The sequence below is a fragment of the Micromonospora coxensis genome, assembly GCF_900090295.1.
GTDB lineage: Bacteria > Actinomycetota > Actinomycetes > Mycobacteriales > Micromonosporaceae > Micromonospora > Micromonospora coxensis.
In genome coordinates, this window is sequence record NZ_LT607753.1 from 4,984,625 (window position 1) to 5,010,192 (window position 25,568).

Below are 25,568 nucleotides of genomic sequence, written 5' to 3' on the forward strand. Positions count from 1 at the left end.
GCCCTGCTCATGACCCCGTCGACCAGCGCCACCGCGTCGGACACCCCCGGCTCCACCGACGCGGCTGCCCCGGTCGACGGGGTCGGCGGCATCGGGGAAGCGGCCCGGGCCAGGCGCGCGGAAGGGTACGACGCCTGGCTCGGGTCGCTGCTGCCCGCCCGGGACGGCATCGCGCTGGTCGCCGTCGGCGGGCTGGGCCGGCGGCAGTGCGCCCCGTACGGCGACCTCGACCTGGTGCTGCTGCACGCCGGGGTGGCCGGCGTGGACGAGCTGGCCGCCTCGCTGTGGTACCCGGTCTGGGACGCCGGGGTGCGGCTGGACCACTCGGTGCGCACCCTGGCCGAGGCGCTGTCGGTGGCCCAGGACGACGTCAAGGTGGCCCTGGCCCTGCTCGACGCCCGGTACGTCGCGGGGGACCGGGCCCTCGCCGACGCGCTGGTCCGCACCGCCGTCGACCACTGGCGGCGGACCGCCGTACGCCGGCTGCCCGAGCTGCGGGAGATCACCGAGGCCCGCTGGCGTACCCACGGGGAGCTGGCCTTCCTGCTCGAAGGCGACCTCAAGGAGGCGGCCGGCGGCCTGCGGGACGTGGGCATCCTGCGGGCCATCGCCACCGCCGGGGTGACCGACGCGCTGCGGCCCGCCGTCCGCGCCGCCCACCTGCGGCTGCTGGACGTCCGCGACGCCCTGCACCAGCAGGTCGGCCGGCGCGTCGACCGGCTGGTCGCGCAGGAGCGGGACGGGGTGGCCGCGCTGCTCGGCCTCCGGCCGTCGCCGGTCGAGGGCGGGCCGGACGGCGTCGCCGCGCACGACGGTGACGCCCTGCTGCGCCGGGTCGCCGGGGACGCCCGCACGGTCAGCCACGCCCTCGACGACGCCTGGCGGGCCGCCGACCGGCTGCGCGCCGGTCGCCGCCGGGGCGCCGACGGCCGCCCGGTGCGCCGACCGGTCGCCCGGGACGTCGTCGAGCACGACGGGGAGCTGGTGCTCGCCCGGACCGCCATCGGCGCCCGCCCCGACCCGAGCCTGTCGCTGCGGATCGCCGCCGCCGCGGCCACCACCCGGCTGCCCATCGCCCGGGCCACCTGCGAGTGGCTCGCCGCGTACTGCCCGCCGCTGCCGTCGCCCTGGCCGCCGGAGGCGCGCGCCGCGCTGATCACCCTGCTCGGGGCCGGTCCCGGCCTGGTGCCCGCCTGGGAGACCTGCGACCGGTACGGCCTGATCGACGGCTGGCTGCCGGAGTGGACCCGGCTGCGCAGCCTGCCCCAGCACAACCCGGTGCACCGGTTCACCCTGGACCGGCACCTGGTGCAGACCGCGTACGAGGCGAGCCGGCACACCCGCGAGGTGGACCGCCCCGACCTGCTGCTGCTCGGCGCGTTCCTGCACGACATCGGCAAGGGGATGGCAGGGGACCACAGCACGGTGGGCGCGCCGGTCGCCGAGGCGGTGGCCGCCCGGATCGGCCTGCCGGAGCCGGAGGCGGCGCTGATCGGCACGCTGGTGCGGCTGCACCTGCTGCTGCCCGACGTGGCCACCCGGCGGGACCTGTCCGACCCGAAGACCGTCGCCGGGGTGGCCGCGAAGGTCGGCGACACCACCACCCTGGACCTGCTGCACGCCCTGGTGCGCGCCGACGCGGCGGCCACCGGACCGGCCGCCTGGTCGGACTGGAAGGGCCGGCTGGTCGCCGAACTCGTCGCCCGGGTGCGTACCGCGCTCGACACCGGGGTGGTGCCCCCGCCGCCGGCCCCGGACCCGACGCTGGTGGCGGGCCCGCTGCCGGTCGTACACCTGAGCGGGGACCGGGTGTCGGTGGCCGCGGCGGACCGGCGGGGCCTGCTCGCGACGGTGGCCGGTTGCCTGGCCCTGCACCGGCTGGAGGTGCTGGCCGCGGACGCCTCCACGGTCGACGGCCGGGCGCTGGTCGAGTGCCGGGTGCAGCCGCGTTACGGCCTCGCGCCCGACCCGATCGCGCTCGCCGCCGACCTGCGTCGCGCCGTCGGCGGGGACGTCTCGGTCACCCAGCGGCTGCGCGGCCGGGCCCTCGCGGCGCGGGGCGAGGGGGCCGCGCCGCGGGTGGTCTGGCACCGGGAGGCCGCCACCGACGCCGTGCTGCTGGAGCTGCGCGCCGCCGACGCGGCCGGGCTGCTCTACCGGGTGACCTGTGCCCTGGACGAGGCCGGCGCGCACGTGCGGGCGGCCCGCATCTCCACCCTCGGCGGCGACGTGGTGGACGTGTTCTACCTGGTCGGCGGTTGGCCGGACGACGCGGAGCGGGCTCGGCTGGAAGCCGCCGTGCTGGCCGCCGTCTGACCGGCGCGTACCGTCCGGGCGGACGCACCGTCCGGCGTGGCGTCCGGGGCTGTCCGGCGCTGTTCGGGGTGGGCGCGGGGGTACGTCGCCGGGCGCTACGGACTTGAGTACGGAGGTGAATCGCCGGACCGCCTGCTTCCGGACGCCGGGATGCTCGGTGCGGTCGTCCGGTGACTCACACCTGTCAGCCCGTCCGGTGACTCACATGTGTCATCAGGTCCGTAGCGTGCGGCAGGTACCCCGCCCCGCCCTTCACCGGCTGCGGCTCACCCCGCGCGGGAGGCTGTCGGGCCCGGTTCCCGCAGCCGCCGGCTCCGGCCGCGTCGGTGGCCCGGCAGGGTGTCGGGAGCGGTGGGGGTGGCTGGGCCGGAGCGGGGGCGCGGGTGGCGGGCTACCCTAGCGGTGGCTGGACACCTGCCCGGCCGCGTTGTGCCCGCCGGAAAAACGACAAACGGGATGTTCGCGTGTTTGACACCTTGAGTGACCGCCTCTCCGGGATCTTCACCAAGCTCCGCGGCAAGGGTCGGCTCACCGACGCCGACATCGACGCCACCGCGCGCGAGATCCGCATGGCGCTGCTGGAGGCGGACGTCGCGCTGCCGGTGGTCAAGGGCTTCATCGCGAACGTCAAGGAGCGGGCGCGCGGGGCCGAGGTCTCCCAGGCGCTGAACCCGGCCCAGCAGATCATCAAGATCGTCAACGAGGAGCTGATCACGGTCCTCGGTGGCGAGGGGCGGCGGCTCCAGTTCGCCAAGCAGCCGCCGACGGTGATCATGCTCGCCGGCCTCCAGGGTTCCGGCAAGACCACCCTCGCCGGCAAGCTGGCCCGCTGGCTCAAGGCCCAGGGCCACCAGCCGCTGCTGGTCGCCGCCGACCTCCAGCGTCCCAACGCCGTCGGGCAGCTCCAGGTGCTCGGCGGTCGCGCCGGCGTCGAGGTGTACGCCCCGGAGCCGGGCAACGGCACCGGCGACCCGGTGCAGGTCGCGCGCGCCTCGATCGAGCACGCCCGGCGGGCCGCCCGGGACATCGTCATCGTCGACACCGCCGGCCGCCTCGGCATCGACGCCGAGATGATGCAGCAGGCCGCCGACATCCGCGACGCCGTCCAGCCCGACGAGGTCATCTTCGTCATCGACGCGATGGTCGGTCAGGACGCCGTGCGCACCGCCGAGGCGTTCCGCGACGGCGTCGGCATCACCGGCGTGGTGCTGTCCAAGCTCGACGGCGACGCCCGGGGTGGCGCCGCGCTGTCGGTGCGGGAGGTCACCGGCCAGCCGATCCTCTTCGCCTCCACCGGCGAGAAGCTGGAGGACTTCGACGTCTTCCACCCCGACCGGATGGCCAGCCGGATCCTCGGCATGGGCGACGTCCTCACTCTGATCGAGCAGGCCGAGCAGGCCTTCGACACCGATCAGAAGGAGAAGATGACCGCCAAGCTGATGGGCGGTGAGCAGTTCACCCTGGAGGACTTCCTCGACCAGCTCATCGCGGTCCGGCGGATGGGCCCGATCGCCAACGTGCTGGCCATGATGCCCGGCATGGGGCAGATGAAGGACCAGCTCGCCGAGCTGGACGACAAGCACTTCGACCGGGTCACCGCGATCATCCGGTCGATGACCCCGGCCGAGCGGACCAACCCGAAGATCATCAACGGCTCCCGCCGGGCCCGCATCGCCAACGGCTCCGGCGTCACCGTGATGGACGTCAACCAGCTGCTCAACCGCTTCGCCGACGCGCAGAAGATGATGAAGCAGATGGGCGGCATGATGGGCCTGCCCGGTGGCGGCCGGCGCAAGGCCACCAAGTCGCCGAAGAACAAGCGCAAGGGCACCAAGGGCGGCAACCGGCCGCGTACCGGCGCGGGGATGCCGGGCGGCTTCCCGGGCGGCATGCCGCAGCTCCCGCCGGGCATGGACCCGGGCGACCTGGCCGGTGGGCAGGGCCTGCCGCCGGGCTTCAAGCTCCCGAAGATCGACTTCAACAAGCTCGGCAAGGGCGACAACCGCCCCCGCTGACGCGCGTACGCGACGGGGCCCGGCCGGTGTACCGGCCGGGCCCCGCCCGTTCGTCAGCCGGTCACGGGGTCAGGTCGGGCCGGTCGGTCACCCGCAGCGCGTTGACGATCGGCTTGCCGTACCCGGTGTGGGTCACGAACCGCACGTTGAGCTGGCCGTCGCTCACCCGGACGGTGTACGACCGGCTCACCGCGGCGAAGCTGCCCGCCTCGCCGGCCACGTCCAGCGACGGCAGCACCTCCTGGCCCTCGATCAGCACGTCGAAGACCCGCTTGTCCGGGGCCTGCCGGCGTACCTCGGCGAAGTCCAGCTCCACCGTGTAGAAGCCGTCGGCCAACCCGTCGGCCCGGTACTCGTACATCCCCTCGCGCAGGGTGGCGAAGCGGGCCGGGTCGTTGGTGCCGGTGATCGTCGTGTTGGTCGACTGCCGGCTGGAGTTGCCCAGCCAGCCGGCCCCGCCGGCGGTCCACGCCCCGTCCGCCGACCAGGTCTGACCCTCGACGTCGGTCCGCGCGCCGGTGCCGCCCGCGTCGACCGCCAGCACCTGGCTCGGCACCACCACGGTGACCGGGACGACGATCGTCGGCCGGCGCCCACTGGCCGAGGCGATCTGCACCTTCGCCCGGTGCCAGCTGCCCGGCGCCAGTCCGCTGGTGTCGACGGCGACGCCGACGGTGTGCCGCCCGCCAGCGGCGGCCAGCGTGCCGGTTGCGCCGGTCAGGGTGAGCCACCCCAGGTCGGCGGGGGAGCCGTCGGCCGCCAGTTCGGTGACCGTGACGTCGCTGGCGAGCGAGCCGGTGTTGGTCAGCCCGAGCTGCCGGTCCCGGGTCTGCCCGGCCGGGGCGACCACGGTCAGGTCCGCGACGGACGCGCCGACCCGGGCGGTGCGCAACGCGAGCGAGCGGGTCGCGACCGTCCCCGGGGCGAGCGTCGCGCTCGCCGACCCCGTCTCGTAGTGCGCCGCCGCGACACCCAGCGCGACCGCACCGGCGGGCGCCTGGATCAGGTACCCGCCGTCGGCGTCCGTCACGTCGGAGACGTCGGCGTCCCCGACCCGCGCGGTGACCGCCGCGCCGGCCACCGGCAGGCCGTCGTTGGCGTCGGTGACCACGCCGGAGACCACCGCGCTGCGGGTGGGCCGGAACGCGATCGCCGCGCCGTCGGTGATCGCCGAGCTGTTGTACGAGTACGCGAAGCCGACGGTGCCGTCCGCGTTCTCCAGCCCGATGGTGGCCCCGGTGCCGGTCTCCACACCGGTGCCGTCCACGTCGGCGTACCGGTAGGTGACGGTGCCGTCCTCGCTGATCGCGGCGCTGAACGTCACCCGCGAGGAGCGGCTGGCGAAGAACGACACGTTGCGCCACTCCACCACGAACGTGCGGTTCGGCTTCGCGCCCACGACGGCCGTGTACACGCCCGAGTCGGCCTCCACGTACAGGTCGTCCCAGAGCGGGAAGAGGGCCAGGTCCGGGTCGGCGGTGTTCGGCAGGTCGGTGTTCGCCCGGCTGCTGGAGGCGGTGCCGAAGCCGAGCGCCCCGTTGGTGCTCACCCACGCCTGCCGGTACGACCTGCCGTACAGCGGCACCCGGAAGGGAAGGGTCACCGGGACGGCCTTGTCGTCCCCGGTCAGCGGCATCAGCTCCGTGCCGCTGACGAAGGAGCCACCGGCCGCGCCGCAGGCGTAGCCGAACCCGTCCACCCGGTCCGGCAGGGCGACGTCGAGGGTGACGTCCCCACCGATGTCCGCCGTGCGGGTGACCGGGTCCGCGCAGCGGTAGCTGTGCGCGAAGCGCACCTCGTACGACCCGTGCGGCACCACCAGGCGGTAGCGTCCGGCGTCGTCGGCGGTCGCGGTCAGCGGGGTGCCCGCCACGGTCACCGTCGCGCCCGCGGCCGGGCCGGCGGCGGTGGTCACCGTGCCGCTGAGGGTGCCCGACGGCGCCTGGGTGACCGCCACGTCCCGGGTCACGGTCTGGTTCTCGGTGACGGTCACCGTGCCGGTCGCGGTGAGGTAGCCGAACTTGCTGACGGTCAGCGTGTAGTCGCCGACCATCAGCCGGTCGAACGCGTACCCGCCGTCGGCGCCGGAGACGCCGGTGCGGGTCATCGGGCCGGTCACCGTCACGCTCGCCCCGGCGAGGCCGGCGCCGGCCGAGACGACCCGGCCGCCGAGCGCGCCGAGCGCGCCGCGCGGGCTGGCGGTCACCGCCGCGTACGCGTCGAGCCGGCCCTCGCCGAAGACGTTGTTGTCGTCGGCGGTGCCGCCGCAGGTGGTGGCGTCCACGTCGATCGCCGTGTCGTCGAGGATGCTCCGGGTGGCGTCGACGTCGCCCTGGACGGCCGGCGAGGCGGACCACATCAGCGCCACGGTGGCGGCGGTGTGCGGGGAGGCCATCGAGGTGCCGCTGAACGCGCCGTAGCCGGTGCGGGTCGCGGAGCGGACGTTCACCCCGGGGGCGGCGATGTTCGGCTTGATCTGGCCGTTCTCCCCGGCGCCCCGGCTGGAGAACCCGGCGATGGCGTTGTTGACGTCGAACGCGCCGGAGGCGTAGCTGACCGCGTACGACCCGGGGCTGCCGGCGGTGGCGCAGCCCGGCCCGTTGTTGCCGTTGGAGAACGCCGGGAAGATGCCGGCGGCCACCCAGGACGACACGGTCTCGGTGTACCAGGGGTCGTACGCGTTGGAGCCCCAGGAGTTGTTCACCACGTCCGGGGCGAGGTCCGGTCGGGGGTTCGCCCCGGTGAGGTCGGTGGGGGCGACGATCCACTGGCCGGCGGCGAGCAGCGAGGCCCGGGAGCAGGAGCTGCTCTCGCAGCCCTTCGCGGCGATCCACCGCGCGCCGGGGGCGACGCCGACGACGTTCGCGCCGTCCAGGCCGACCATGGTGCCCATGGTGTGGGTGCCGTGGTCGTTGTTGTCGCAGGGCGCGGCGGTGCCGCAGACCCCGGCCGGGTCGTACCAGTGGTAGTTGTGGTCGTAGCTGCCGTCGGCCTGGCGGCCCCGGTAGCTCGCGGCGACCGCCGGGTGGGTGTAGTTGACCCCGCTGTCGATGTTGGCGACGACGATGCCCTCGCCCCGGACGCCCAGCTCGTTCCAGACCCGGGGGGCGTTGATCCGGTCGATGTTCCACTCGACCCCGTCGAGGTCCGGGACGGCCTGGCCGGGCAGCGGCTCGGGGATGTCCACCGGGTCGTCGGCGAGGATCTCGGCGACCTCGGGGCGTACCGCGATGTCGGCCAGCAGCGCCGCGTCCCCGGTGACCTGGACGGTGTTGGCGAGCCAGAACGGGGTGAAGTCGGCCTTCTTGCCGGCGAGCAGGGCGCGCAGCCCGGCCTGGCTGCGCTCGGCGTGGGCGGTCTTGGCCCTGAGCACGTAGGCGGCCTTGTCCGCCTTGCCGCGCAGCTTCGCCGCCCCGGCCAGGTCGGCCCGGCTGTCCAGGAAGACCCAGAAGGTGGTCTTGCCGTCCTTGCCGATCCGCTCGCGGACCTTCGGTTCGGCCTTGGCGGCGACCGCCGTGGCCCGGGCCGCCGCCGCGGTGTCGTCGGGGGCGGCGGAGGCTGGCCCGGCGGCGCCGAGCGGGAGGGCGAGGCCGACCGCGAGGCCGATCGTCGCCGTACGCCATCGTCGTGATGTCACTCTGGACGCTCCTTCGGTGAGGCGAGGGTGCGAAGAAGCCGGGATGAGCGGCTTCCCCGCATCCTGCGACCGAAGGATCCCTTCATCAAGACGTGCTTAAATAAATAAATCTGTCAATCAGGCGTTCCGGTGATCCGTGACGACTCGACCACGCAGCGTCGTTTCCGGTAGTGGGCCACGCGCGCCACCCGCCCATCCGGTAGGACTGTGCACATGGCTCTGCATGTGCGCGGTGTGCTCCTGCCGGACGACGAGGTCCGGGATCTCTGGCTGGTCGGCGACCGGGTCACCTTCGAACCGGTGCCCGGCGCGGAGACGGTCGTCGACGGCGGCTTCGTGCTGCCCGGCCTGATCGACGCGCACTGCCACATCGGCATCGCCCGCGGTGGCGCGCCGGTGACCTCGCACGACCAGGCCCGCGAACTGGCCCGCACCGACGTCGGCGCGGGCGTGCTCGCCATCCGCGACGCCGGCTCGCCGTACCCGTACCCCGAACTCGACGACGAACCGGACCTGCCGCGACTGGCCCGCGCCGGCCGCCACATCGCCCCGCCCAAGCGCTACCTGCGCGACATCGGCGTGGAGGTCGGCGCGGCCGAGGTGGCCGCGACGGTCGCCGCGCAGGCCGCGGCCGGCAACGGCTGGGTCAAGCTGGTCGGCGACTGGATCGACCGGGGCGTCGGCGACCTGGCCCCCGCCTGGGACGCCGACACCATGACCGCGGCCGTCGCCGCCGCGCACGCCGCCGGGGCGCGCGCCGCGGTGCACACCTTCAGCGAGTCGGCGGTGGAGATCATGGTGCGCGCCGGGGTGGACTCGGTCGAGCACGGCACCGGCCTGAGCCTCGACCTGATCGACCTGATGGCCCGGCAGGGCACCGCGCTGGTCCCTACGATGATCAACATCCGGACCTTCGGCGGCATCGCCGACCAGGCCCGCGCCAAGTTCCCCGGGTACGCCGACCACATGATCGCCCTGCGTGACCGCTTCCCCGAGGTGGTCCGGGCCGCGCACGAGGCGGGAGTGCCGATCTACGTGGGCACCGACGCCGGCGGCGGCATCGACCACGGCCTCGCCGCCGAGGAGATGCTGCTCCTGCACGAGCAGGCCGGCATGCCCGCGGTGGACGTGCTGGCCGCCGCGTCGTGGCGGGGACGCGAGTGGCTCGGCTTCCCCGGCCTGGTCGAGGGCGGCCTCGCCGACCTCACCGTCTACCCCGAGGACCCGCGCGCCGACCTGCGCGTCGTCCGCACCCCCTCGCGCATCGTCCTCCGCGGCCGCGTCCTGCGCTGACCCCCCACCACCACCCGCGTCCCTCGCGCCCGCGCCCCCGCGCCCGCGCCCCCCCGCGCCCGCGCCCCCCGCGCCCGCGCCCCCCGCGCTCGCGCCCGCCGCGCCGGGGTCCCTCGCGCTCGCGTTCCTCGCGCCGGGGTCCCTCGCGTCGGCGTTCCTCGCGCCCGCCCCCGCTGGGTCCCCGTGCCCGCGTTCCTCGCTCGCGTCCCCGCGTCCGCGTTCCTCGCGCGCGCACTTTCAGAATGAGTGGCTATTCCGCGTCGAATAGGCACTCATTCTCTGAAAGTGCGCGGATCCCGGGCGTGGGCGGGGGCGGGCGGGGCGCGGGTCAGGGGGTGGGGTGGGTGGCGGAGAGGAAGAGGTGCACGGCCAGGTCGGCGAGGGCCTCGGCGGTGTCGTCGACCGGGGCCTGCGGCAGCACGATGTGGCTGACCACCAGCCGGACGACCGTGTCGGCGGCGAACGTCAGCGCTGCCGGGTCGGCGTCGGGCAGGTGCCGGCCCGCCCAGTCCAGCAGCGCGCGGGTCGACTCGGTGAGCACCAGCTCGGCGCGGGTGGTCAGGTAGGGCAGCAACTCGTCCGAGCCACCCCGGGCGCTGGTGAGGATCGCCTTGACCAGCGGGTTGTCCGCCGCCGAGGCGAGCGTGTGCCGGATCGCGGCGTACGCGGCGGCGCGCACGTCGTCGCCGTGCGCGTCGAGCGCCCGGCGCACCTCGGCGACGAACCGGTCCACCTCGCGCCGGGCCAGCGCCTCGGCCAGCCCGGCCTTGCTGCCGAACTCGTTGTAGACGGTCTGCCGGCTCACCCCGGCCGCGGCGGCCACGCCGCCCATCCGTACCGCGTCCCAGCCGGCGGCCACGGTCCGGGCACGGGCCGCGTCCACGATCGCGTCGCGCGACCGCTGCCGCGCGGAGTCCCTCGGCTCACCCATGGTGGTCGAAGTCTACGGTCGCCCGTCGCCCGTCGCCCGTCGCCCGTCGCCCGTCGCCCTGCGCCCGTCGCCCGTCGCCCTGCGCCCTGCGCCCGTCGCCCTGCGCCCGTCGCCCGTCGCCCCGCGCCCGTCACCCGTCGCCCGACGCCCCGGTGCAGGTCCCACCGGGGCGACGGACCGGCGGCGGGTGGAATCCGTCGGTGACCGGACACGGCGGCGGGCCGCCCGGGCGCGGCGACGGCCGAAGCGCCGCATAGGATGTGCGGTCATGGCACGCGTGCTCACTCCCCGTGCGGAGGACTTCCCCCGCTGGTACCAGGACCTGATCGCCAAGGCGAAGCTGGCCGACAACGGCCCGGTCCGCGGGACCATGGTCATCCGACCGGCCGGCTACGCCATCTGGGAGCGGATGCAGGCCGAGATGGACGCCCGGATCAAGGCGGCCGGCGCGGAGAACGCGTACTTCCCGCTCTTCATCCCGGAGAGCTACCTCAAGCGGGAGGCCGAGCACGTCGAGGGCTTCTCGCCGGAGCTGGCCGTGGTCACCCACGGTGGCGGCAAGCAGCTCGCCGAGCCGGTGGTGGTGCGCCCCACCAGCGAGACCGTCATCGGCGAGTTCATGGCCAAGTGGATCGACTCGTACCGGGACCTGCCGCTGCTGCTCAACCAGTGGGCCAACGTGGTCCGCTGGGAGCTGCGCCCGCGGATCTTCCTGCGCACCAGCGAGTTCCTCTGGCAGGAGGGGCACACCGCGCACGCCACCCGGGAGGACGCCCGCGCCTACGCGCGGCGGATCCTGCACGAGGCGTACGAGGACCTGATGGTCAACGTGCTCGGCATCCCGGTGGTGGTCGGCCTGAAGACCGCCCGCGAGCGCTTCGCCGGCGCGACCGCCACCTACACCTGCGAAGGCATGATGGGCGACGGCAAGGCGCTGCAGCTCGGCACCAGCCACGAGCTGGGGCAGAACTTCGCCAAGGCGTTCGACATCAGCTACTCCTCCGCCGAGGGCGGCCGGGAGCACGCCTGGACCACCTCCTGGGGCACCTCGACCCGGATGCTCGGCGGCCTGATCATGTGCCACGGTGACGACAACGGCCTGCGGGTGCCGCCGAAGCTGGCGCCGATCCAGGCGTACGTGATGGTCGTCAAGGACGGCGAGGGCGTCGGCGAGGCGGCGGCCAAGCTGCGCGACGCGCTGCGCGACGCCGGCGTCCGGGTCGCGCTCGACGACCGCACCGACACCCCGTTCGGCCGCCGGGCCGTCGACGCCGAGCTGCGCGGCTATCCGGTACGCGTCGAGGTCGGCCCCCGCGACCTGGCCGCCGGCAACGCGGTCGTGGTCCGGCGTACGGACGGCTCGAAGTCCCCGACCCCGGTGGCGGACGTGGTCGGCGCGGTGCTCGCGGCGCTGGAGGCCGACCAGCGGGCGCTGCACGACCAGGCCCTGGCCCACCGCGAGTCGCGCACCGTCGAGGTCGCCACGCTGGCCGAGGCGATCGAGGCGGCGGCCACCGGCTGGGCGCGGGTGCCGTGGTCGGCGGTCGGCGTGGCCGGCGAGGCCGAGGCGAACGGGCAGGGCGTGACCGTGCGCTGCCTGCTGCGCGCCGACGGTTCGGTGCCGGACTCCGAGGACGAGCCGGACCTGGTCGCCATCCTGGCCCGCGCCTACTGAGGTGCGCCCGGACACCGCCGCCGACCGGTTCGCGCCGGGCCGGCTGATCATGCACCGGAACGTGCGGCGCGGCCGGATCGGCTGGGTCCGGCCGGGCCGGGTGGTCAGCGACGACGAGCGTGGCCTGCTGCTCTGGGTGGCCCGGGACAGCCCGGTGGCGCACGAGGTCACCGAGGCGGGCCTCGGCATGCGGGCGATGCCCTTCGCCGAGTGGATCACCTCGTCCTACCGCCTGGCGCAGGGCCGGTGGAGCGGCCCGCCGCTGCTGAAGTTCCTCCCCGCCGGGGCCGCCCACTCGGTCTGGTGGTTCCGCGACGCCGAGGGCCGGTTCGTCAACTGGTACGTCAACCTGGAGGAGCCCAGCGTCCGGTGGGACGACGGCCCGGTCGCCGGGGTGGACATGGTCGACCAGGACCTCGACGTGGTGGTCCACCCCGACCTGAGCTGGGAGTGGAAGGACGAGGACGAGTTCGCCGAGCGGATCGCCTTCCCCGAGCACTACTGGGTGACCGACGAGGCGGCGGTACGCGCCGAGGGGGAGCGGGTGATCGCGCTGGCCGAGAAGGGCGCCTTCCCGTTCGACGGCACCTGGTGCGACTTCACCCCGCCGGCGGACTGGGACGTGCCGGACGGGCTGCCGCCCGGCTGGGACCGGCCGCCGGTGCGCTGAGGGGTGTTCCCCGTCACGGCGGCGCCGGTCCCGGGCGTGGTGTCCGGGTCCGGTGTGAGCGACCGGCGACGGATCTGGCAGAATGGGGCGCTGGTATCCGGCGCGCGTCCGGCGCCCTCTAACCCGGGCGCGTCGCCAGTCCACCGAGCAGTCTCCGGCCCAAACCCCACTGTGCCGGTCGGCGCTCACCCGTGCACACCGCCCGTCCGGGCCGGTGAGATCGCAACAGGAGCGAAACAACTGTGGCCGTAAAGATCCGGCTCCTGCGGATGGGTAAGATCCGCAACCCGCAGTACCGCATCGTCATCGCCGACTCGCGTACCAAGCGTGACGGTCGTGCGATCGAGTTCGTCGGCGTGTACCAGCCGAAGGAAGACCCTTCGGTGATCGAGGTCAAGTCGGACCGGGTCCAGTACTGGCTCTCCGTCGGCGCGCAGCCGAGCGAGGCCGTGCAGCGTCTGCTGGAGCTGACCGGTGACTGGCAGAAGTTCAAGGGCCTGCCGGCCCCGCCGCCGCTGAAGGTCGCCCCGGAGCGGGCCGACCGCAAGGCGGCGTACGAGGCCGAGGCGAAGGCCGCCGCCGGCCTGGCCGAGGCTCCGGCCGCCAAGCCGGCCAAGAAGGCCGCCAAGGCCGAGGCCCCCGCCGAGGCTCCGGCCGAGGCTCCGGCCGCTACTGCCGACGCCGGTGAGCAGGCCTGACGTGGCACTGCGTCCCGCGCTGGAGCACCTGGTCAAGGGCATCGTCGACCACCCGGACGACGTGCGCGTCCGCATGGTCGACTCCCGTCGGGGCAAGCGGCTGGAAGTCCGCGTGCACCCCGAGGACCTCGGCACCGTGATCGGGCGGTCCGGCCGGACCGCCAAGGCGCTGCGCCAGGTGATCGGCTCCATCGGTGGACGCGGGGTACGCGTCGACATCGTCGACTCGTACTGATGCTGCTCATCGTCGGCAGGGTCGGCAAACCGCACGGCATCCGCGGTGAGGTCACCGTGGAGGTGCGGACCGACGAGCCCGAAGCGCGGTTCGCCCCGGGCATGGTGCTGCGCACCGTGCCCGGGGCCACCCCCGCCGCCCCGGCGTCCGGTCCGGGTGAACAGTTCCAGGTCCCGGCCGAGCTGGTGATCGAGTTCGCCCGCTTCCACCAGGGTCGGATGCTGGTCGCCTTCGAGGGCGTGTACGACCGTGACGTCGCCGAGGCGCTGCGCGGCACCCTGCTCGGGGTGGACAGCGCCGACGTCGCCCCGCCGGAGGACCCGGAGGAGTGGAACGACCACCAGCTGGTCGGTCTCGCCGTGGTCACCCGGGACGGCGAGCGGCTCGGCGAGGTGGCCCGGATCGACCACGCCCCCGCCTCGGATCTGCTCGTCCTGCGTCGTCCCGAGGGGCGCGACGCGCTCATCCCGTTCGTCAAGGCGATCGTCCCCGAGGTCGACGTCGCCGGCGGTCGCGTCGTGGTCGACCTGCCGGCCGGTCTGCTCGACCTCTAGACCGAAAGCCACCGCATGCGCGTCGACGTCGTGTCGATCTTCCCGGAGTACTTCGCCCCGCTGGACCTGTCGCTGATCGGCAAGGCCCGGGCGAACGGGACGCTCCGGCTGGCCGTACACGATCTGCGGACCTGGACCCACGACGTGCACCGCACGGTCGACGACACGCCCTACGGCGGCGGGCCGGGCATGGTGATGCGTCCGGAGCCCTGGGGTGAGGCCCTGGACGCCCTGGCCCCGGACGAACTCAGCCCGGACGGGCACACCCTGCCCCGGCTGCTGGTGCCCTCCCCGGCCGGCGTCCCGTTCACCCAGGCGATGGCGCACGAGCTGGCCGCCGAGTCGCACCTGCTCTTCGCCTGCGGCCGGTACGAGGGCATCGACCAGCGGGTGCTCGACCACGCCGCGCAGCGGATGCGGGTGACCGAGGTCTCCCTCGGCGACTACGTGCTCTTCGGCGGTGAGGTGGCGGTGCTGGTGATCCTGGAGGCGGTCACCCGGCTGCTGCCCGGGGTGCTCGGCAACGCCGGCTCGCTGGACGAGGAGTCGCACGCCCACGGGCTGCTGGAAGCGCCGATGTACACCAAGCCGGCGACCTGGCGCGGGCTGGAGGTGCCGGAGGTGCTCCGCTCCGGCGACCACGGCCGGATCGCCCGGTGGCGGCGGGACGAGGCGCTGACCCGCACGGCGGACCGGCGGCCCGACATGATCGCCGCGCTGCCCCAGGAGGGCCTGGACAAACGGGACGTCGCGACGTTGGACCGGGCCGGATTTCAACTGCCGCCGGGGGATGTGGCAAAGTAGGGGGGTTGCCGCATCCGCCCGCGCCGTGGGCGGCTGCGAGGACCCTCGACCGGGGTCGGCGTCGCCGGCTGCCGTCCGGGGGTCAGAATCACCCATCCGCGCATCGAGTGACGGTGCGCCGTGAGCCTCACGAGGACACAGCGATGAACATCCTGGACGCTCTTGACGCCCAGTCGAAGCGGGTCGACCTCCCCGACTTCCGTGCCGGTGACACCGTGAAGGTGCACGCGCGGGTCGTCGAGGGCAACCGGTCCCGTGTCCAGATCTTCCAGGGCGTCGTCATCCGCCGCCAGGGTGACGGTCTACGCGAGACCTTCTCGGTCCGCAAGGTCAGCTTCGGCGTGGGTGTGGAGCGGACCTACCCGCTCAACAGCCCGGCCATCGACCGGATCGAGATCGTGACCCGCGGTGACGTCCGTCGCGCCAAGCTCTACTACCTGCGTGAGCTGCGCGGCAAGAAGGCCAAGATCAAGGAGCTGCGCGAGAAGCAGCCGGCCAGCTGACTCCCGCTCGCCGCGCCGCCTGAACTGCGCACATGTCGTATCGACCGGATCGCATTACCCTGGTCGTACGGGCGCAGGAGGGCAACGACGCCGCGACGGTGGTCACGGCATGCGAATGTCCACTACCGCCCGTGGGGCCTCGACGAGGCCCCCGGGCGGTAGTGTCGTTTCTGCGGACCGGGGAGTGGCGTGGTGCAGGTGCTTGACTCGGACGGCACGGTCGATCCCTGGCGTCGGCGCACCCGGCGCACCCGCCGGCAGATGCCGCTCTGGCAGGAACTGCCGCTGCTGCTGGTCGTGGCGTTCTGCCTGGCCGTGCTGATCCGCACCTTCCTGCTCCAGGCCTTCTTCATCCCGTCGGGCTCCATGGAGGACACCCTCCTCATCGGCGACCGGGTGCTGGTCAACAAGGTCGTCTACGACGTCCGTGACCCGGTGCGCGGCGAGGTGGTCGTGTTCCGCGGCACCGACCGGTGGGTGGCGCAGGAGACGCCCGGCCCGCCACCGGGCTTCGCCGGCAAGCTCGGCCGTACCCTGGGCGACCTGGTCGGGGTCAGCCGCCCCGGCGAGAAGGACTTCATCAAGCGGGTCATCGGCGTCCCGGGCGACCGGGTGAAGTGCTGCGACGACCAGGGGCGGGTGCTGGTCAACGGCATCCCGCTCGACGAGCCGTACGTGATCCGCAACTCGCCGCTGGACGTGCCGCCCAACCCGCGCGAGTGCCGGTCGCGGCGCTTCGAGGAGGTCGTGGTCCCACCCGGCCAGATCTTCGTGATGGGCGACCACCGGCTGGTCTCCCAGGACGCCCGCTGCCAGGGCCCGGTGCCCATCGACAACGTGGTGGGTCGGGCGTTCATGGTGGTCTGGCCGTCGCAACGGTGGACGTCGCTGCCGGTGCCGTCGACCTTCGACACGATCTCCCGCCCGGCGGCGGCGCCGGCCGACCCGCCGGCGCCGGTCGAGCCGACCCCGGTGGGCGGTGTCGCCCTCGTCCTCCCGATGACGGGGCTGATGTCTGTTCTCGCGCGTTCCGGACGATCCCTCGGTGCCCGGCGACGTAGGCTCCACCCGTGATTGACGAGCAGACCGACAAGCCCCGCAGCTCCTTCTGGAAGGAGCTGCCCATCCTGCTGGGTGTCGCGATCCTGGTGGCGGTGCTGGTCCGCGCCTTCGTGCTGCAGACCTTCTTCATCCCCTCACCGTCGATGGAGAACACCCTCCAGATCGACGATCGGGTGCTGGTCAACAAGCTGGTCTACGACTTCCGCTCGCCCGAGCGCGGCGAGGTGGTGGTCTTCAAGGCGCCGACCACGTGGAGCGGCAACGCCGACGGTGAGGACTTCATCAAGCGGGTCATCGGCGTCGGCGGCGACCACGTGGTCTGCTGCGACGCCGGCAAGCTCGTGATCAACGGCAAGCAGCTCGACGAGCCGTACATCTACTCCGTCGACGGGGAGCAGGACAAGCCCGCCGACCAGGAGTTCGACATCCGGGTCCCGCAGGGGCGGCTCTGGGTGATGGGCGACCACCGCTCCGCCTCCGGCGACTCGCTGGAGCACTGGCAGCAGTCCGGCCAGGACATCACCGAGGCGACCATCCCCGAGGAGCAGGTGGTCGGCCGTGCGTTCACGGTGTTCTGGCCGGTGAGCCGGGCCACCTGGCTGAGCGTGCCGAAGCCGTTCGAGGCGATCCCGAACCCGTAGCGGTCACGAGCCCACCCCGGGCGTGGCCGACGGTCCCCGGTGTCTGGCAGGCTGGGCCCGTGACCGTCTACACCCCTCGTCGCGCGGCCCGGGTGCTGCTCGTCGACGCGGGCGGCCGGACGCTGCTCTTCAGCGGCCGGGACCCGGCCCGCCCCGACCACCGGTACTGGTTCACCCCCGGCGGCGGGCTCGAGGAGGGGGAGAGCCCGGCCGAGGGGGCGGCCCGCGAGCTGGCCGAGGAGACCGGGCTGCGGCTCGACCCGGCCGAACTGGGCGACCCGGTCGGGTCGGAGACGGTCGAGTTCCCCTTCGACGGGGTCTGGTTCCGCCAGGAGCAGGAGTTCTTCCTGGTCCGGGTGGCGTCCTGGGAGGTGGACACGGCGGGCTTCGACGCGATCGAGCGGGCCAGCGTCTTCGACCACCGGTGGTGGACGGCCGACGAGCTGCTCGCCACCGACGAGCGGTACTACCCGGCCGACCTGCCCGCGCTGCTGACCCGGGCCCTCGCCGCGGCGCCGTCCGCCGACGCCCTGCGCGGAGGTGCGCCGTGCTGACGCCCCCGCGCACCGTGGTACGCCGCGACGGCGGGCTCTACGCGCTGGAGCGGGCCCTGCAACGGCGCGGCTTCCGGCACGTCGCCGGGGCCGACGAGGCCGGCCGGGGCGCGTGCGCCGGTCCGCTGGTCGCCGCCGCCGCGATCCTGCCCGAGGGGCGGCGGGGCGAGATCGAGGGGCTGGCCGACTCCAAGCTGCTCACCGCGGCGAGCAGGGAGCGGGTCTACGACGAGGTCGTCGCCCGGGCGCTGGCGTACGCGGTGGTGGTCATCCCGGCCGAGGAGGTCGACGCGCGGGGCCTGCACGTGTGCAACCTGGCCGCCATGCGCCGGGCGCTCGCCTCGCTGGCCACCCGCCCGGAGTACGTGCTGACCGACGGCTTCGGGGTGGACGGCCTGGACGTCCCGGGCCTCGCGGTGTGGAAGGGCGACCGGGTGGCGGCGTGCGTGGCGGCGGCCAGCGTGCTCGCCAAGGTCACCCGGGACCGGATCATGGTGGAGCTGGACGGGCGGTACCCGGGCTACGGCTTCGCCGAGCACAAGGGGTACATCACGGCGGAGCACACCGAGGCGCTGCGCGGGCTCGGTCCGTGCGTCGAGCACCGCTTCTCGTACGTCAACGTGGCCGCCGTCTCCGGCCGGGACGGGGCCCCGCCCCGCGCCCGGCGGCCGGTCGGCCGGCCCGCACCCGAGCCGATGGAGCGCTCGGGGGCGTCAGGGGGTACCGTCGGCGTGGCGTTGGGCGAGCAGCCTCGGCCTCTCGCGCCGGTGGGGGAAGATGTGGTCATGGAAGGCGGAGTGCGATGAGCGCGGAAGATCTCGAGAAGTACGAGACCGAGATGGAGCTGCAGCTCTACCGGGAGTACCGCGACATTGTCCGCCAGTTCTCCTACGTGGTGGAGACGGAGCGCCGTTTCTACCTCGCCAACCAGGTGGACCTGCACGTGCGCAACTCCGACGGCGAGGTCTACTTCGAGGTCGAGATGCACGACGCCTGGGTGTGGGACATGTACCGCCCTGCCCGATTCGTCAAGAATGTCCGGGTAATGACGTTCAAGGACGTCAACGTCGAGGAGCTGGAGAAGCCCGACATCTCCCTCCCCGCCGACTCCGGCTTCGGCGGCTGACCCTCGCCCCACCCGCGCCACCGGCGTCCCCCACCCGCCGGTGACCGGCCCGGTCACTCCGCGACGACCGCGACCTCCACCCGCTGCACCAGGTTGTTGGCGAAGCCACCCCGGTTCCACGGCTGCTCGACCGGCTGGACCCGCCCCGACGCGTCGGCGGCCCGCGCCCCCAGGACGTACCGGCCCGGCTCGGGCGACCAGTCGAACCGCCAGCGCCGCCACGACCAGTCGCCGCCGGAGGCAGGGTCCAGGATGGCCGGTGCCCAGTTCGCCCCGCCGTCGGTGGTCACCTCCACCGAGGTGACCGGCGCGTGCCCGGACCAGGCCCGACCGTCCACGGTGCACGGTCCGGGGCGCAGCACCCGGGTACGCGACATGAAGTCCGGGAAACCCGGCGGGCGGACCAGCGCCCGGGGCTCGATCCGGGTCACCGGCTCGCCCGGGTCGTCGGCGTCGCGGCGCAGCCGGTAGGCCACCGCGTTCTGGTAACCGGTGAACTCCTCGGTCGACACGGTGATGCCGCGCAGCCACTTCACGTGCGCCATGCCGTACCAGCCGGGCACGATCAGCCGCAGTGGCGCGCCGTGCTGCGGCAGCAGCGGAGCGCCGTTCATCTCGTACGCCAGCAGCACCTCCTCGCGCAGCGCGTCGGCGACCGGCAGGGCGCGCTGGTAGTCCTGCTCGACACCGCGCTCGACGCCGTGGTCCGCGCCGGTGAAGACCACGTCCACCGCCTCCTTGGCGATGCCGGCCTCGCGCAGCAGCGGCGCCAGTGGGGTGCCCGTCCACTCCGCGTTGCCGACCGCCTCCACCAGCCAGGGCTGGCTCACCGGACGCGGGTGCAGCAGCGCCCGCCCGTTGCCCGCGCACTCCAACGTCACCCGGTGGGTCACCCTCGGCCGCTCCCGCAGCGCCGCCAGGTCGAGGGTGAGCGGACGCGCGACGGCGCCGTCCACGGTCAGCGTGTGCGCCACCGGGTCGACGTCCGGGATGTCGTAGTGGATGAGCAGGTAGTGCAGGCCGGCCGGGGTCACGTCGTAGCGCAGCGCCTCCAGCGGGATGCCGTGGTTGCGCGCCGCGAGCTGGAGTTCCTCGGCGCTGATCGCCTCGTCCGGGTCGGCCACCCGGGAGGGGTGGCTCACCTCGCCCACCGTGGTCATGACGGCCTCCCGGTCCTGCCCTCGACACCCGCGTCCAGCAGCCTAGTCCGTCACCGGCGCCCCGACCCGCCTCCGGTGACCGTCATCCGGTGCCCATAGCAGGTCGACGGCCGCCCTGGGGGTCGTCCACAGGCGCTGTCGTCGTCCACAGCGGACGGCTTGTCCGTGTCGGGGACGCGCGCTCGCCGGCATGCTGACGGCATGCGACGACAGCTGTGGCGGACGACGGTGTGGTGGGCGTCCCTGCTGGTCCTCGGGACGATCGGCACCCCGGCCCTGGCCGGCGGCGAAGCGCCCGTGGCGACGACCCAGACGGCGGCCCGGGCCGCCGGGGCAGCGACACCCGGGGTCGCGTCGGCCGTCAGCCTGCCCGGGGTCACGGCCACGACCGGGTCACCGGCCGGCGCGGGGCTCCCGCAGTTCCGGTGGCCGCTCGACGGCACACCCCGCCCGGTGCGGCGCTTCGACCCGCCGCCGCAGCCGTGGCTGCCCGGCCACCGCGGGGTGGACCTGGCCGCCGCTCCCGGGGCCACCGTGCGCGCCGCCGGTCCCGGCACGGTGCTCTTCGCCGGGATGGTCGCCGGCCGGCCGGTGGTCACCGTGGGCCACGCGGCCGGCCTGCGCACCACCTACGAGCCGGTCCGTCCCGACGTACGCCCCGGCGACCGGGTCCCGGCTGGCGCGCCGCTGGGCGTGCTGCTGAGCGGGCATCCGGCCTGCCCGGCGGCGGGCTGCCTGCACTGGGGGCTGCGGCGCGGCCCGGAGTACCTCGACCCACTGGCGCTGCTGGGGCTCGGCCGGGTCCGGCTGCTGCCGGTCGCCCACGGCTCCGCCACGCCCTCGCCGGCCGGTCCCGGCACCGGTGGCCTCGTCGCGCCGGTGCCCATCCTCACCCCGTCGTCCGGTGGCCCCGGCGTCGGTGGGCCCGCCGCGCCCGCCCCACCCACGGTCAGCCCGGACCCGTGGGCCGGCGTCGCCCAGCGACGCGTGGGGTCGGCCTGCCGGTGCGGGCACCGAGGTGAGCGCGCCGGATCAGCCCCGGTCGAGCAGCCCCGGCAGTCGGACCGCCAGCCGCTCGTACTCGTCGGGGGAGTTGTAGACCTGTCCGCAGAGCCGTAGCCAGCCCCGACCGTTCCAGCCGGCCACCGACACCTCGGCGGCGAGCCGTTCGGCGATGCGGGCCCGCAGGTCGCGGGCGGCGTCGAGGGTGGTGGCGACCCCCGGCGGCAGCGGGACGAGCCGCATGGCGACCGCCGGCCCGCCCGGGTCCGGCAGATCGGCCGGCGCGACCCCGAGCGCCTCCCCGAGCACCCGCTGCCCGTACGCGGCCAGCTCGGCGTTGTGCGCGCGGACCCGGTCGAGCCCGAGACTGCGCAGGGTGAACAGCCCGGCCGGCGCGCTCAGCCAACTCGTGTAGTCGAGGGTGCCCTGCCACTCCACGTTGCCCGGGAAGCCGGCGCCCTGCTCCCAGGAGACCACCAGCGGCTCGATCCGCTCCCGCCACGGCGGCGCGACCACCAGCACGGCGGTGCCCCGGGGGGCGTACCCCCACTTGTGCAGGTTGCCCACCCAGAAGTCGGCGCCGACGGCGGTCACGTCGACCGGCAGCATGCCGGGCGCGTGGGCCCCGTCCACCAGCACCGGCACGCCCCGCTCCCGGGCCACGCCGACGATGGCCGCGACCGGGAAGAGCCGCGCGGTGGGCGAGGTGAGCTGGTCGACCACGAGCAGCCGGGTCCGGCCGGGCCGCAGGCCGTCCCGCACGATCTGCACGATCTCCTCGTCGGTCGCGGCCAGCGGTACCCGCAACGCCCGGGTGACCGCCCCGGTGCGGTGGCACTCGCGGGCGATGGAGAAGTCGACCGCGCCGTACCCGTGGTCGGTGGTGAGCACCTCGTCGCCGGGGCGCAGACCGATCGACTGGAGCACCACCGCCGCGCCGGTGGTGGCGTTGCCGATCAGCGCGGTGCCGTCCGGGTCGGCGCCGAGGAAGGCGGCCAGGTGTCGCCGGGTGTGCGTGATCCGGTCGACCAGCCCCTGGGTGAAGAAGCGCAGCGGGTTGGCCTCCATCTCGTCGCGGAGCCGCTGCTGGGTGCGCTGCACGTTCACCGGCACCGCGCCGAACGCGCCGTGGTTGAGGTAGCTGACCGCCGGGTCGAGCGAGAAGAGCAGTCGGGCCCCGGGGATCGGCTCGGGCGGCCGGGCGACGGTCACCCCGTGATCGTATCCGCCGACGGATCAACCCTCATCGGTTCACGGGGCTCGGTGTCAGGCGCGGGGGTGGGCCTGGCGGTACGCCGCCCGCAGCCGTTCCACCGAGACATGGGTGTAGATCTGGGTGCTGCCCAGCGACGAGTGCCCCAGCAGCTCCTGTACGGCCCGCAGGTCCGCCCCGCCCTCCAGCAGATGCGTCGCCGCCGAGTGGCGCAGCCCGTGCGGGCTGACCCGGGGCAGCCCGAGGTCGTCGACGTAGCCCCGGACGATACGGCGCGCGGTGGTCGGGTTCAGCCGCCCGCCCTTCGCGCCGAGCAGCAGCGCGCCGCCGGAGTCCGATCCCGCCAGGGCGGGCCGGCCATGGCGCAGCCAGTCGTCGATCGCCCGCTGCGCCGGCACCCCGTACGGCACGGACCGCTCCCGGCCGCCCTTGCCGAGGACGCGCACCACCCGCCGGCCGTGGTCGACGTCGGCGACGTCCAACCCGCACGCCTCGCCGACCCGTACCCCGGTGCCGTAGAGCAGTTCGAGCAGGACCCGGTCGCGCAGCCGTACCGCCTCGTCGGTGCCGTCCACAGGCGACGGACCGGGCTCGTCGCCCGGTGCCGGGCTGTTGGGCGGCACCGACGGCGGGACGGCTGTGGTGGACGACGTCGGTGTCCCCTCGGCCGCTGCGGCTCGGGTCTCGGCCGTGGTGGCTCGGGCGCCGGCCGTGGCGGCTCGGGCGCCCGCAGCTCGGCCTGGGGCGTCCGTCGCTGCGGCCTGGGCGCCCGCAGCTCGGCCTGGGGCCTCCGCCGCTGGAGCCTGGGCCTCCGCTGCCGGGGCCAGGGACTCGACCGCAGGGGCCGAGGCCCCCGCCGCGGGTCTCACCGCTCGGGTCGGAGCCTCGACCAGGGCGGCGGCCTGGTCGGCGCGGAGCACGGTGGGCAGCTCCCGGTGCGCCCGGGGACTGGCCAGCGCGGCGGCCACGTCCGTGGCGAACAGGCCGTTGCGGTGCGCCCAGGCGCTGAAGGTGCGGGCCGCCGCCGCTCGGCGGGCCAGCGACGTCCGGGCCGCCCCCATGGTGCGCTGCTTCGCCAGCCAGCTCCGGACGACCGACAGGTCGACCTCGGCCGGCCCGGCGCACCCCGACCGTACGGCGTGGTCGAGGAGCGAGACGACGTCGGCGACGTACGCCCGGACGGTGTGCGCGGAACGACTGCGTACCCGGGCCAGGTGGTCGGCGAAGTCGTCCACCGCCTCCCGCATCGCCGGTGGCAGTGCCGCGTGCCGGGCACGGGTGTCCCGTCCGCCGGCCGTCATCGCCCGCCCCACGGCCTCGGTGACCGGACGGTCGGGCCGCGCCCCGGCGTGTGACTCCCGCCTCGCATCCGCTCAGCCTAGGCGCGCCGGCCCGCCCCGGCAGGACACCGGGCCCGGGGCGTCGGGGAACCGGGTGGGTGGGGACCCCGCCCGCGTCGGCAGCCGGCGTGGGGGCACCGGCCGCCACGGCGTCCTGTCGTACGGGATCGACCCTGGCCTGGGCCGGCGCGGGCGGGGAGACTGGGGGCAGGGACGGTGATCTCGCTCCGGCGTCGCGATGCTGGAGCGTGCCGTCGACGGGAGGAGGGGGACTCTCATGGGCCTGGACGTCGTCCTCTACCGGTTGGTGCGCGGCCACGGTCGCCGGCCGTCCCCGGTCGCGGCGCAGGTGGTGGCAGACCCCGACGACCTCCTGCTCGACCTGGTGAAGCGGGGCCGGGGCGGTGGACGCACCCCCACCCTGGACCGGATCGACCCGCTCGGTGAACTGGTGGTCGGCGCGGACCGGGCCGCAGACCTGCTCGCCGAGCTGGGCGGCCTGGTCGAGGTGGCCCGCAACCCGGCCGAGGTCGCCCAGCTCAGCCGGGTGGCGGCGCTGGTGCGGCGGTGCGCACACGAGCGCGACCTGGAGATCCGCTTCGAGGCGGACTGAGCCGAAGCTGGCCTGGCCGCCTCGCCGCCTCGCCGCCTCGCCGCCTCGCCGCCTTGCGGCCTAGCCGCCTCGCCGCAACCGACCGGGCTACGGTTGCCGTCCCGCAGCCCCGCCGCAACCGACCGGCTTCGGCCCGCCCGGTGGGCGGCCGTCCGGCCGGGCCTCATCCCGGCGCTCCGCCCGGCGGAGCGGCCGGGGCGGCGGCCGGCTTCGCGGGCGGTGTCAGGGCGTACCCGCCGTCCCGGCGGATCACCATCGCCAACTCCTCCAGCAGGCTGAGCTTGCGCATCGCCGTACGCAGGTCCACCCCGGCGCGGGCGGCGAGCGCGTCGACGCCGAGCACTCCACGCCGGGGCAGTGACTCCAGCACCAGCGTGGCCTCGTCGTCGAGCAGGTCGGCCGGGCGGTCGGGGCCGCGTGCCGGTGGCGCCAGGTCGTAGCCGATCCGGCCCACCTCCTCCAACACGTGCGCCACCCCGGTCACCAACCGTGCCGACGAGTGCTCCCGCAGCAACTCGTGCGCGCCGACCGACATCGCCGAGGTCACCGGTCCCGGCACGATCATGGCGGGGCGGCCCATCGCGAGCGCCCGGTTCAGCGTCTGCGTCGCGCCGCTGCGGGCTGCCGCCTCGACCAGCACCGTGCCCCGGGTGGCAGCGGCGATGACCCGGTTGCGGATCAGGAACCTTTTCCGAACCACTAAGATCATCGATTGATGGGACCCGGGATGACGGAGAGTTATTGCTCGCGGTTCGGGTTCTAGGCTTTGTCAGTGCTGATGTTCCGCTCGCCGGGGGGGTGCCTGGGGACCAGACGCCTGACGCTAGAGTCTCGCCGTGGTGAACCAGTCGGTCCGTGACGCCTACTCATACATGTCTGAGCAATACATCGCCTTGTTCAAGGGTGACTCGCAGGCTGACGTGGACGACGCGGCCCTCGTCCGGGACCACCTGGTCGGCTTGGACGGTAGGGTGCTCGATCTCGGGTGCGGCCCCGGGCACTGGAGCGCCTACCTGCATTCGTTCGGCGCCGACGTGACCGGCGTGGACCTGGTCCCTGAGTTCATCGACCATGCGCAGACGAACTTTCCGGGGCCGGAGTTCAGGCTCGGATCGATGACCGACCTGAACCTTCCCGACCACTCGGTGGCGGGCATCCTCTCCTGGTATTCGACCATCCACCTGCCGCCGCCAGAGCTGGACGGTGTACTTACCGAGTTCCGCCGGATGTTAGCTCCCTCCGGGAAGCTGGTGATCGGCTTCTTCGACAGTGCCGACGGCGTAGCCGCGTTCGACCACAAGGTTCACACGGCATACCGCTGGCCCGTAGATACGTTCTCCGCCCGCCTGGCAAAAGCCGGTTTCACCGAGGTTCAGCGCTTGAGGAAACAGATTCCGGACCGTCCGGACCGCATGTGTGCGGCCATCGCAGCGACAGCCGCTGCGTCATAGTGATCACCTCACCGCTGGACCAGCCCTTCCGGCAACGTACTGGCCTTGATAGATCGATCAACTGACGGTTCAAGG

At 74.2% G+C, this 25,568-nt stretch carries 23 protein-coding genes and 1 pseudogene; 18 read left to right on the forward strand and 6 right to left on the reverse strand.

Going from position 1 to position 25,568, the window contains the following annotated elements:
• Window positions 1-9 precede the first annotated feature (9 nt).
• Window positions 10-2,316, forward strand: coding sequence for a [protein-PII] uridylyltransferase (locus tag GA0070614_RS22815; RefSeq protein WP_088977882.1), 2,307 nt, complete (start codon window positions 10-12; stop codon window positions 2,314-2,316).
• 464 nt (window positions 2,317-2,780) lie between these two features.
• Window positions 2,781-4,331 carry a signal recognition particle protein gene (gene ffh, locus GA0070614_RS22820; RefSeq protein ID WP_088977883.1) on the forward strand — a complete coding sequence of 517 codons (1,551 nt, stop codon included), beginning with the start codon at window positions 2,781-2,783 and terminating at the stop codon, window positions 4,329-4,331.
• A 61-nt stretch (window positions 4,332-4,392) separates the two neighbouring features.
• Here the strand turns inward: ffh and GA0070614_RS22825 are convergent, their stop codons facing one another.
• Window positions 4,393-7,968, reverse strand: a complete 3,576-nt coding sequence (locus GA0070614_RS22825; RefSeq protein WP_231933361.1) for a S8 family serine peptidase — start codon at window positions 7,966-7,968, stop codon at window positions 4,393-4,395.
• A gap of 213 nt (window positions 7,969-8,181) precedes the next feature.
• Between GA0070614_RS22825 and GA0070614_RS22830 the strand changes: the two genes are divergently transcribed.
• Window positions 8,182-9,261: an amidohydrolase family protein gene (locus tag GA0070614_RS22830; protein WP_088977884.1), complete on the forward strand. Its 1,080-nt coding sequence runs from the start codon at window positions 8,182-8,184 to the stop codon at window positions 9,259-9,261.
• A gap of 328 nt (window positions 9,262-9,589) precedes the next feature.
• On the opposite strand, the gene GA0070614_RS22835 is transcribed toward GA0070614_RS22830, so the two are convergent.
• Window positions 9,590-10,192 (reverse strand): TetR family transcriptional regulator, encoded by a 603-nt coding sequence (locus GA0070614_RS22835; protein WP_088977885.1) that lies wholly within the window; start codon window positions 10,190-10,192, stop codon window positions 9,590-9,592.
• Between the two features lie 268 nt (window positions 10,193-10,460).
• Between GA0070614_RS22835 and proS the strand changes: the two genes are divergently transcribed.
• The 12 genes from proS (at window position 10,461) to GA0070614_RS22895 (ending at window position 18,714) form a co-directional block, all read left to right on the forward strand.
• Entirely contained in the window at window positions 10,461-11,867 is a 1,407-nt protein-coding gene (gene proS, locus GA0070614_RS22840; RefSeq protein ID WP_088977886.1) for a proline--tRNA ligase, read from the forward strand.
• A gap of 49 nt (window positions 11,868-11,916) precedes the next feature.
• Window positions 11,917-12,537 carry a DUF402 domain-containing protein gene (locus tag GA0070614_RS22845; RefSeq protein ID WP_088979598.1) on the forward strand — a complete coding sequence of 207 codons (621 nt, stop codon included), beginning with the start codon at window positions 11,917-11,919 and terminating at the stop codon, window positions 12,535-12,537.
• Window positions 12,538-12,779: 242 nt separating this feature from the next.
• Window positions 12,780-13,235: a 30S ribosomal protein S16 gene (gene rpsP / locus GA0070614_RS22850; RefSeq protein WP_088977887.1), complete on the forward strand. Its 456-nt coding sequence runs from the start codon at window positions 12,780-12,782 to the stop codon at window positions 13,233-13,235.
• The gene (locus GA0070614_RS22855) at window positions 13,210-13,470 is read left to right on the forward strand and encodes an RNA-binding protein (RefSeq protein WP_088970263.1); all 261 of its coding nucleotides are present in this window, start codon (window positions 13,210-13,212) and stop codon (window positions 13,468-13,470) included. The genes rpsP and GA0070614_RS22855 overlap by 26 nt, the downstream gene beginning before the upstream one ends.
• A gap of 2 nt (window positions 13,471-13,472) precedes the next feature.
• Window positions 13,473-14,024 (forward strand): ribosome maturation factor RimM, encoded by a 552-nt coding sequence (rimM, locus tag GA0070614_RS22860; RefSeq protein WP_172892615.1) that lies wholly within the window; start codon window positions 13,473-13,475, stop codon window positions 14,022-14,024.
• 15 nt (window positions 14,025-14,039) lie between these two features.
• Entirely contained in the window at window positions 14,040-14,828 is a 789-nt protein-coding gene (gene trmD, locus GA0070614_RS22865) for a tRNA (guanosine(37)-N1)-methyltransferase TrmD (RefSeq protein WP_088977889.1), read from the forward strand.
• 143 nt (window positions 14,829-14,971) lie between these two features.
• On the forward strand, window positions 14,972-15,331 hold the full coding sequence (rplS, locus tag GA0070614_RS22870) for a 50S ribosomal protein L19 (protein ID WP_088977890.1): 360 nt from the start codon (window positions 14,972-14,974) through the stop codon (window positions 15,329-15,331).
• Window positions 15,332-15,520: 189 nt separating this feature from the next.
• On the forward strand, window positions 15,521-16,405 hold the full coding sequence (gene lepB, locus GA0070614_RS22875) for a signal peptidase I (RefSeq protein WP_157745069.1): 885 nt from the start codon (window positions 15,521-15,523) through the stop codon (window positions 16,403-16,405).
• A complete protein-coding gene (lepB, locus tag GA0070614_RS22880; protein ID WP_088977891.1) occupies window positions 16,402-17,034 on the forward strand; it encodes a signal peptidase I in 633 nt (210 codons plus the stop codon). The genes lepB (GA0070614_RS22875) and lepB (GA0070614_RS22880) overlap by 4 nt, the downstream gene beginning before the upstream one ends.
• Before the next feature lie 59 nt (window positions 17,035-17,093).
• A complete protein-coding gene (locus GA0070614_RS22885; protein WP_088977892.1) occupies window positions 17,094-17,588 on the forward strand; it encodes an NUDIX hydrolase in 495 nt (164 codons plus the stop codon).
• Window positions 17,582-18,394, forward strand: coding sequence for a ribonuclease HII (locus GA0070614_RS22890; protein WP_088977893.1), 813 nt, complete (start codon window positions 17,582-17,584; stop codon window positions 18,392-18,394). Before GA0070614_RS22885 ends, GA0070614_RS22890 begins: the two co-directional genes overlap by 7 nt.
• The gene (locus GA0070614_RS22895) at window positions 18,391-18,714 is read left to right on the forward strand and encodes a DUF2469 domain-containing protein (protein ID WP_007075222.1); all 324 of its coding nucleotides are present in this window, start codon (window positions 18,391-18,393) and stop codon (window positions 18,712-18,714) included. Before GA0070614_RS22890 ends, GA0070614_RS22895 begins: the two co-directional genes overlap by 4 nt.
• 53 nt (window positions 18,715-18,767) lie before the next feature.
• Here GA0070614_RS22895 and GA0070614_RS22900 read toward each other — a convergent pair whose 3' ends face one another.
• Window positions 18,768-19,874, reverse strand: a complete 1,107-nt coding sequence (locus GA0070614_RS22900; RefSeq protein ID WP_088977894.1) for a sulfite oxidase — start codon at window positions 19,872-19,874, stop codon at window positions 18,768-18,770.
• A 201-nt stretch (window positions 19,875-20,075) separates the two neighbouring features.
• Here GA0070614_RS22900 and GA0070614_RS22905 point away from each other — a divergent pair, with 201 nt between their 5' ends.
• Window positions 20,076-20,993 carry a murein hydrolase activator EnvC family protein gene (locus GA0070614_RS22905; protein ID WP_408630703.1) on the forward strand — a complete coding sequence of 306 codons (918 nt, stop codon included), beginning with the start codon at window positions 20,076-20,078 and terminating at the stop codon, window positions 20,991-20,993.
• Here GA0070614_RS22905 and GA0070614_RS22910 read toward each other — a convergent pair.
• A complete protein-coding gene (locus tag GA0070614_RS22910) occupies window positions 20,907-22,088 on the reverse strand; it encodes an aminotransferase class V-fold PLP-dependent enzyme (protein ID WP_088977895.1) in 1,182 nt (393 codons plus the stop codon). The genes GA0070614_RS22905 and GA0070614_RS22910 overlap by 87 nt on opposite strands.
• A gap of 54 nt (window positions 22,089-22,142) precedes the next feature.
• Window positions 22,143-23,390, reverse strand: coding sequence for a tyrosine-type recombinase/integrase (locus GA0070614_RS22915; protein ID WP_088977896.1), 1,248 nt, complete (start codon window positions 23,388-23,390; stop codon window positions 22,143-22,145).
• Window positions 23,391-23,706: 316 nt separating this feature from the next.
• Here GA0070614_RS22915 and GA0070614_RS22920 point away from each other — a divergent pair, with 316 nt between their 5' ends.
• Window positions 23,707-24,042 carry a hypothetical protein gene (locus GA0070614_RS22920; RefSeq protein WP_088977897.1) on the forward strand — a complete coding sequence of 112 codons (336 nt, stop codon included), beginning with the start codon at window positions 23,707-23,709 and terminating at the stop codon, window positions 24,040-24,042.
• Between the two features lie 163 nt (window positions 24,043-24,205).
• Here GA0070614_RS22920 and GA0070614_RS22925 read toward each other — a convergent pair.
• Window positions 24,206-24,739 (reverse strand): annotated as a pseudogene (locus GA0070614_RS22925) (DNA-processing protein DprA); the annotation flags it as partial.
• Between the two features lie 175 nt (window positions 24,740-24,914).
• On the opposite strand from GA0070614_RS22925, the gene GA0070614_RS22930 reads away from it, so the two are divergent.
• Window positions 24,915-25,493 (forward strand): class I SAM-dependent methyltransferase, encoded by a 579-nt coding sequence (locus GA0070614_RS22930; protein WP_225946204.1) that lies wholly within the window; start codon window positions 24,915-24,917, stop codon window positions 25,491-25,493.
• Window positions 25,494-25,568 lie beyond the last annotated feature (75 nt).

What these genes read in the sequence shown, in the direction of transcription:
- rplS (WP_088977890.1), top strand. Translation starts at nt 14,972, where the DNA reads ATGAACATCCTGGACGCTCTTGACGCCCAGTCGAAGCGGGTCGACCTC.
- trmD (WP_088977889.1), top strand. Translation starts at nt 14,040, where the DNA reads ATGCGCGTCGACGTCGTGTCGATCTTCCCGGAGTACTTCGCCCCGCTG.
- GA0070614_RS22845 (WP_088979598.1), top strand. Translation starts at nt 11,917, where the DNA reads ATGCACCGGAACGTGCGGCGCGGCCGGATCGGCTGGGTCCGGCCGGGC.
- GA0070614_RS22900 (WP_088977894.1), bottom strand. Translation starts at nt 19,874, where the DNA reads ATGACCACGGTGGGCGAGGTGAGCCACCCCTCCCGGGTGGCCGACCCG.
- GA0070614_RS22905 (WP_408630703.1), top strand. Translation starts at nt 20,076, where the DNA reads ATGCGACGACAGCTGTGGCGGACGACGGTGTGGTGGGCGTCCCTGCTG.
- GA0070614_RS22830 (WP_088977884.1), top strand. Translation starts at nt 8,182, where the DNA reads ATGGCTCTGCATGTGCGCGGTGTGCTCCTGCCGGACGACGAGGTCCGG.
- GA0070614_RS22930 (WP_225946204.1), top strand. Translation starts at nt 24,915, where the DNA reads ATGTCTGAGCAATACATCGCCTTGTTCAAGGGTGACTCGCAGGCTGAC.
- proS (WP_088977886.1), top strand. Translation starts at nt 10,461, where the DNA reads ATGGCACGCGTGCTCACTCCCCGTGCGGAGGACTTCCCCCGCTGGTAC.
- GA0070614_RS22895 (WP_007075222.1), top strand. Translation starts at nt 18,391, where the DNA reads ATGAGCGCGGAAGATCTCGAGAAGTACGAGACCGAGATGGAGCTGCAG.
- GA0070614_RS22920 (WP_088977897.1), top strand. Translation starts at nt 23,707, where the DNA reads ATGGGCCTGGACGTCGTCCTCTACCGGTTGGTGCGCGGCCACGGTCGC.
- GA0070614_RS22915 (WP_088977896.1), bottom strand. Translation starts at nt 23,390, where the DNA reads ATGACGGCCGGCGGACGGGACACCCGTGCCCGGCACGCGGCACTGCCA.
- GA0070614_RS22815 (WP_088977882.1), top strand. Translation starts at nt 10, where the DNA reads ATGACCCCGTCGACCAGCGCCACCGCGTCGGACACCCCCGGCTCCACC.
- GA0070614_RS22835 (WP_088977885.1), bottom strand. Translation starts at nt 10,192, where the DNA reads ATGGGTGAGCCGAGGGACTCCGCGCGGCAGCGGTCGCGCGACGCGATC.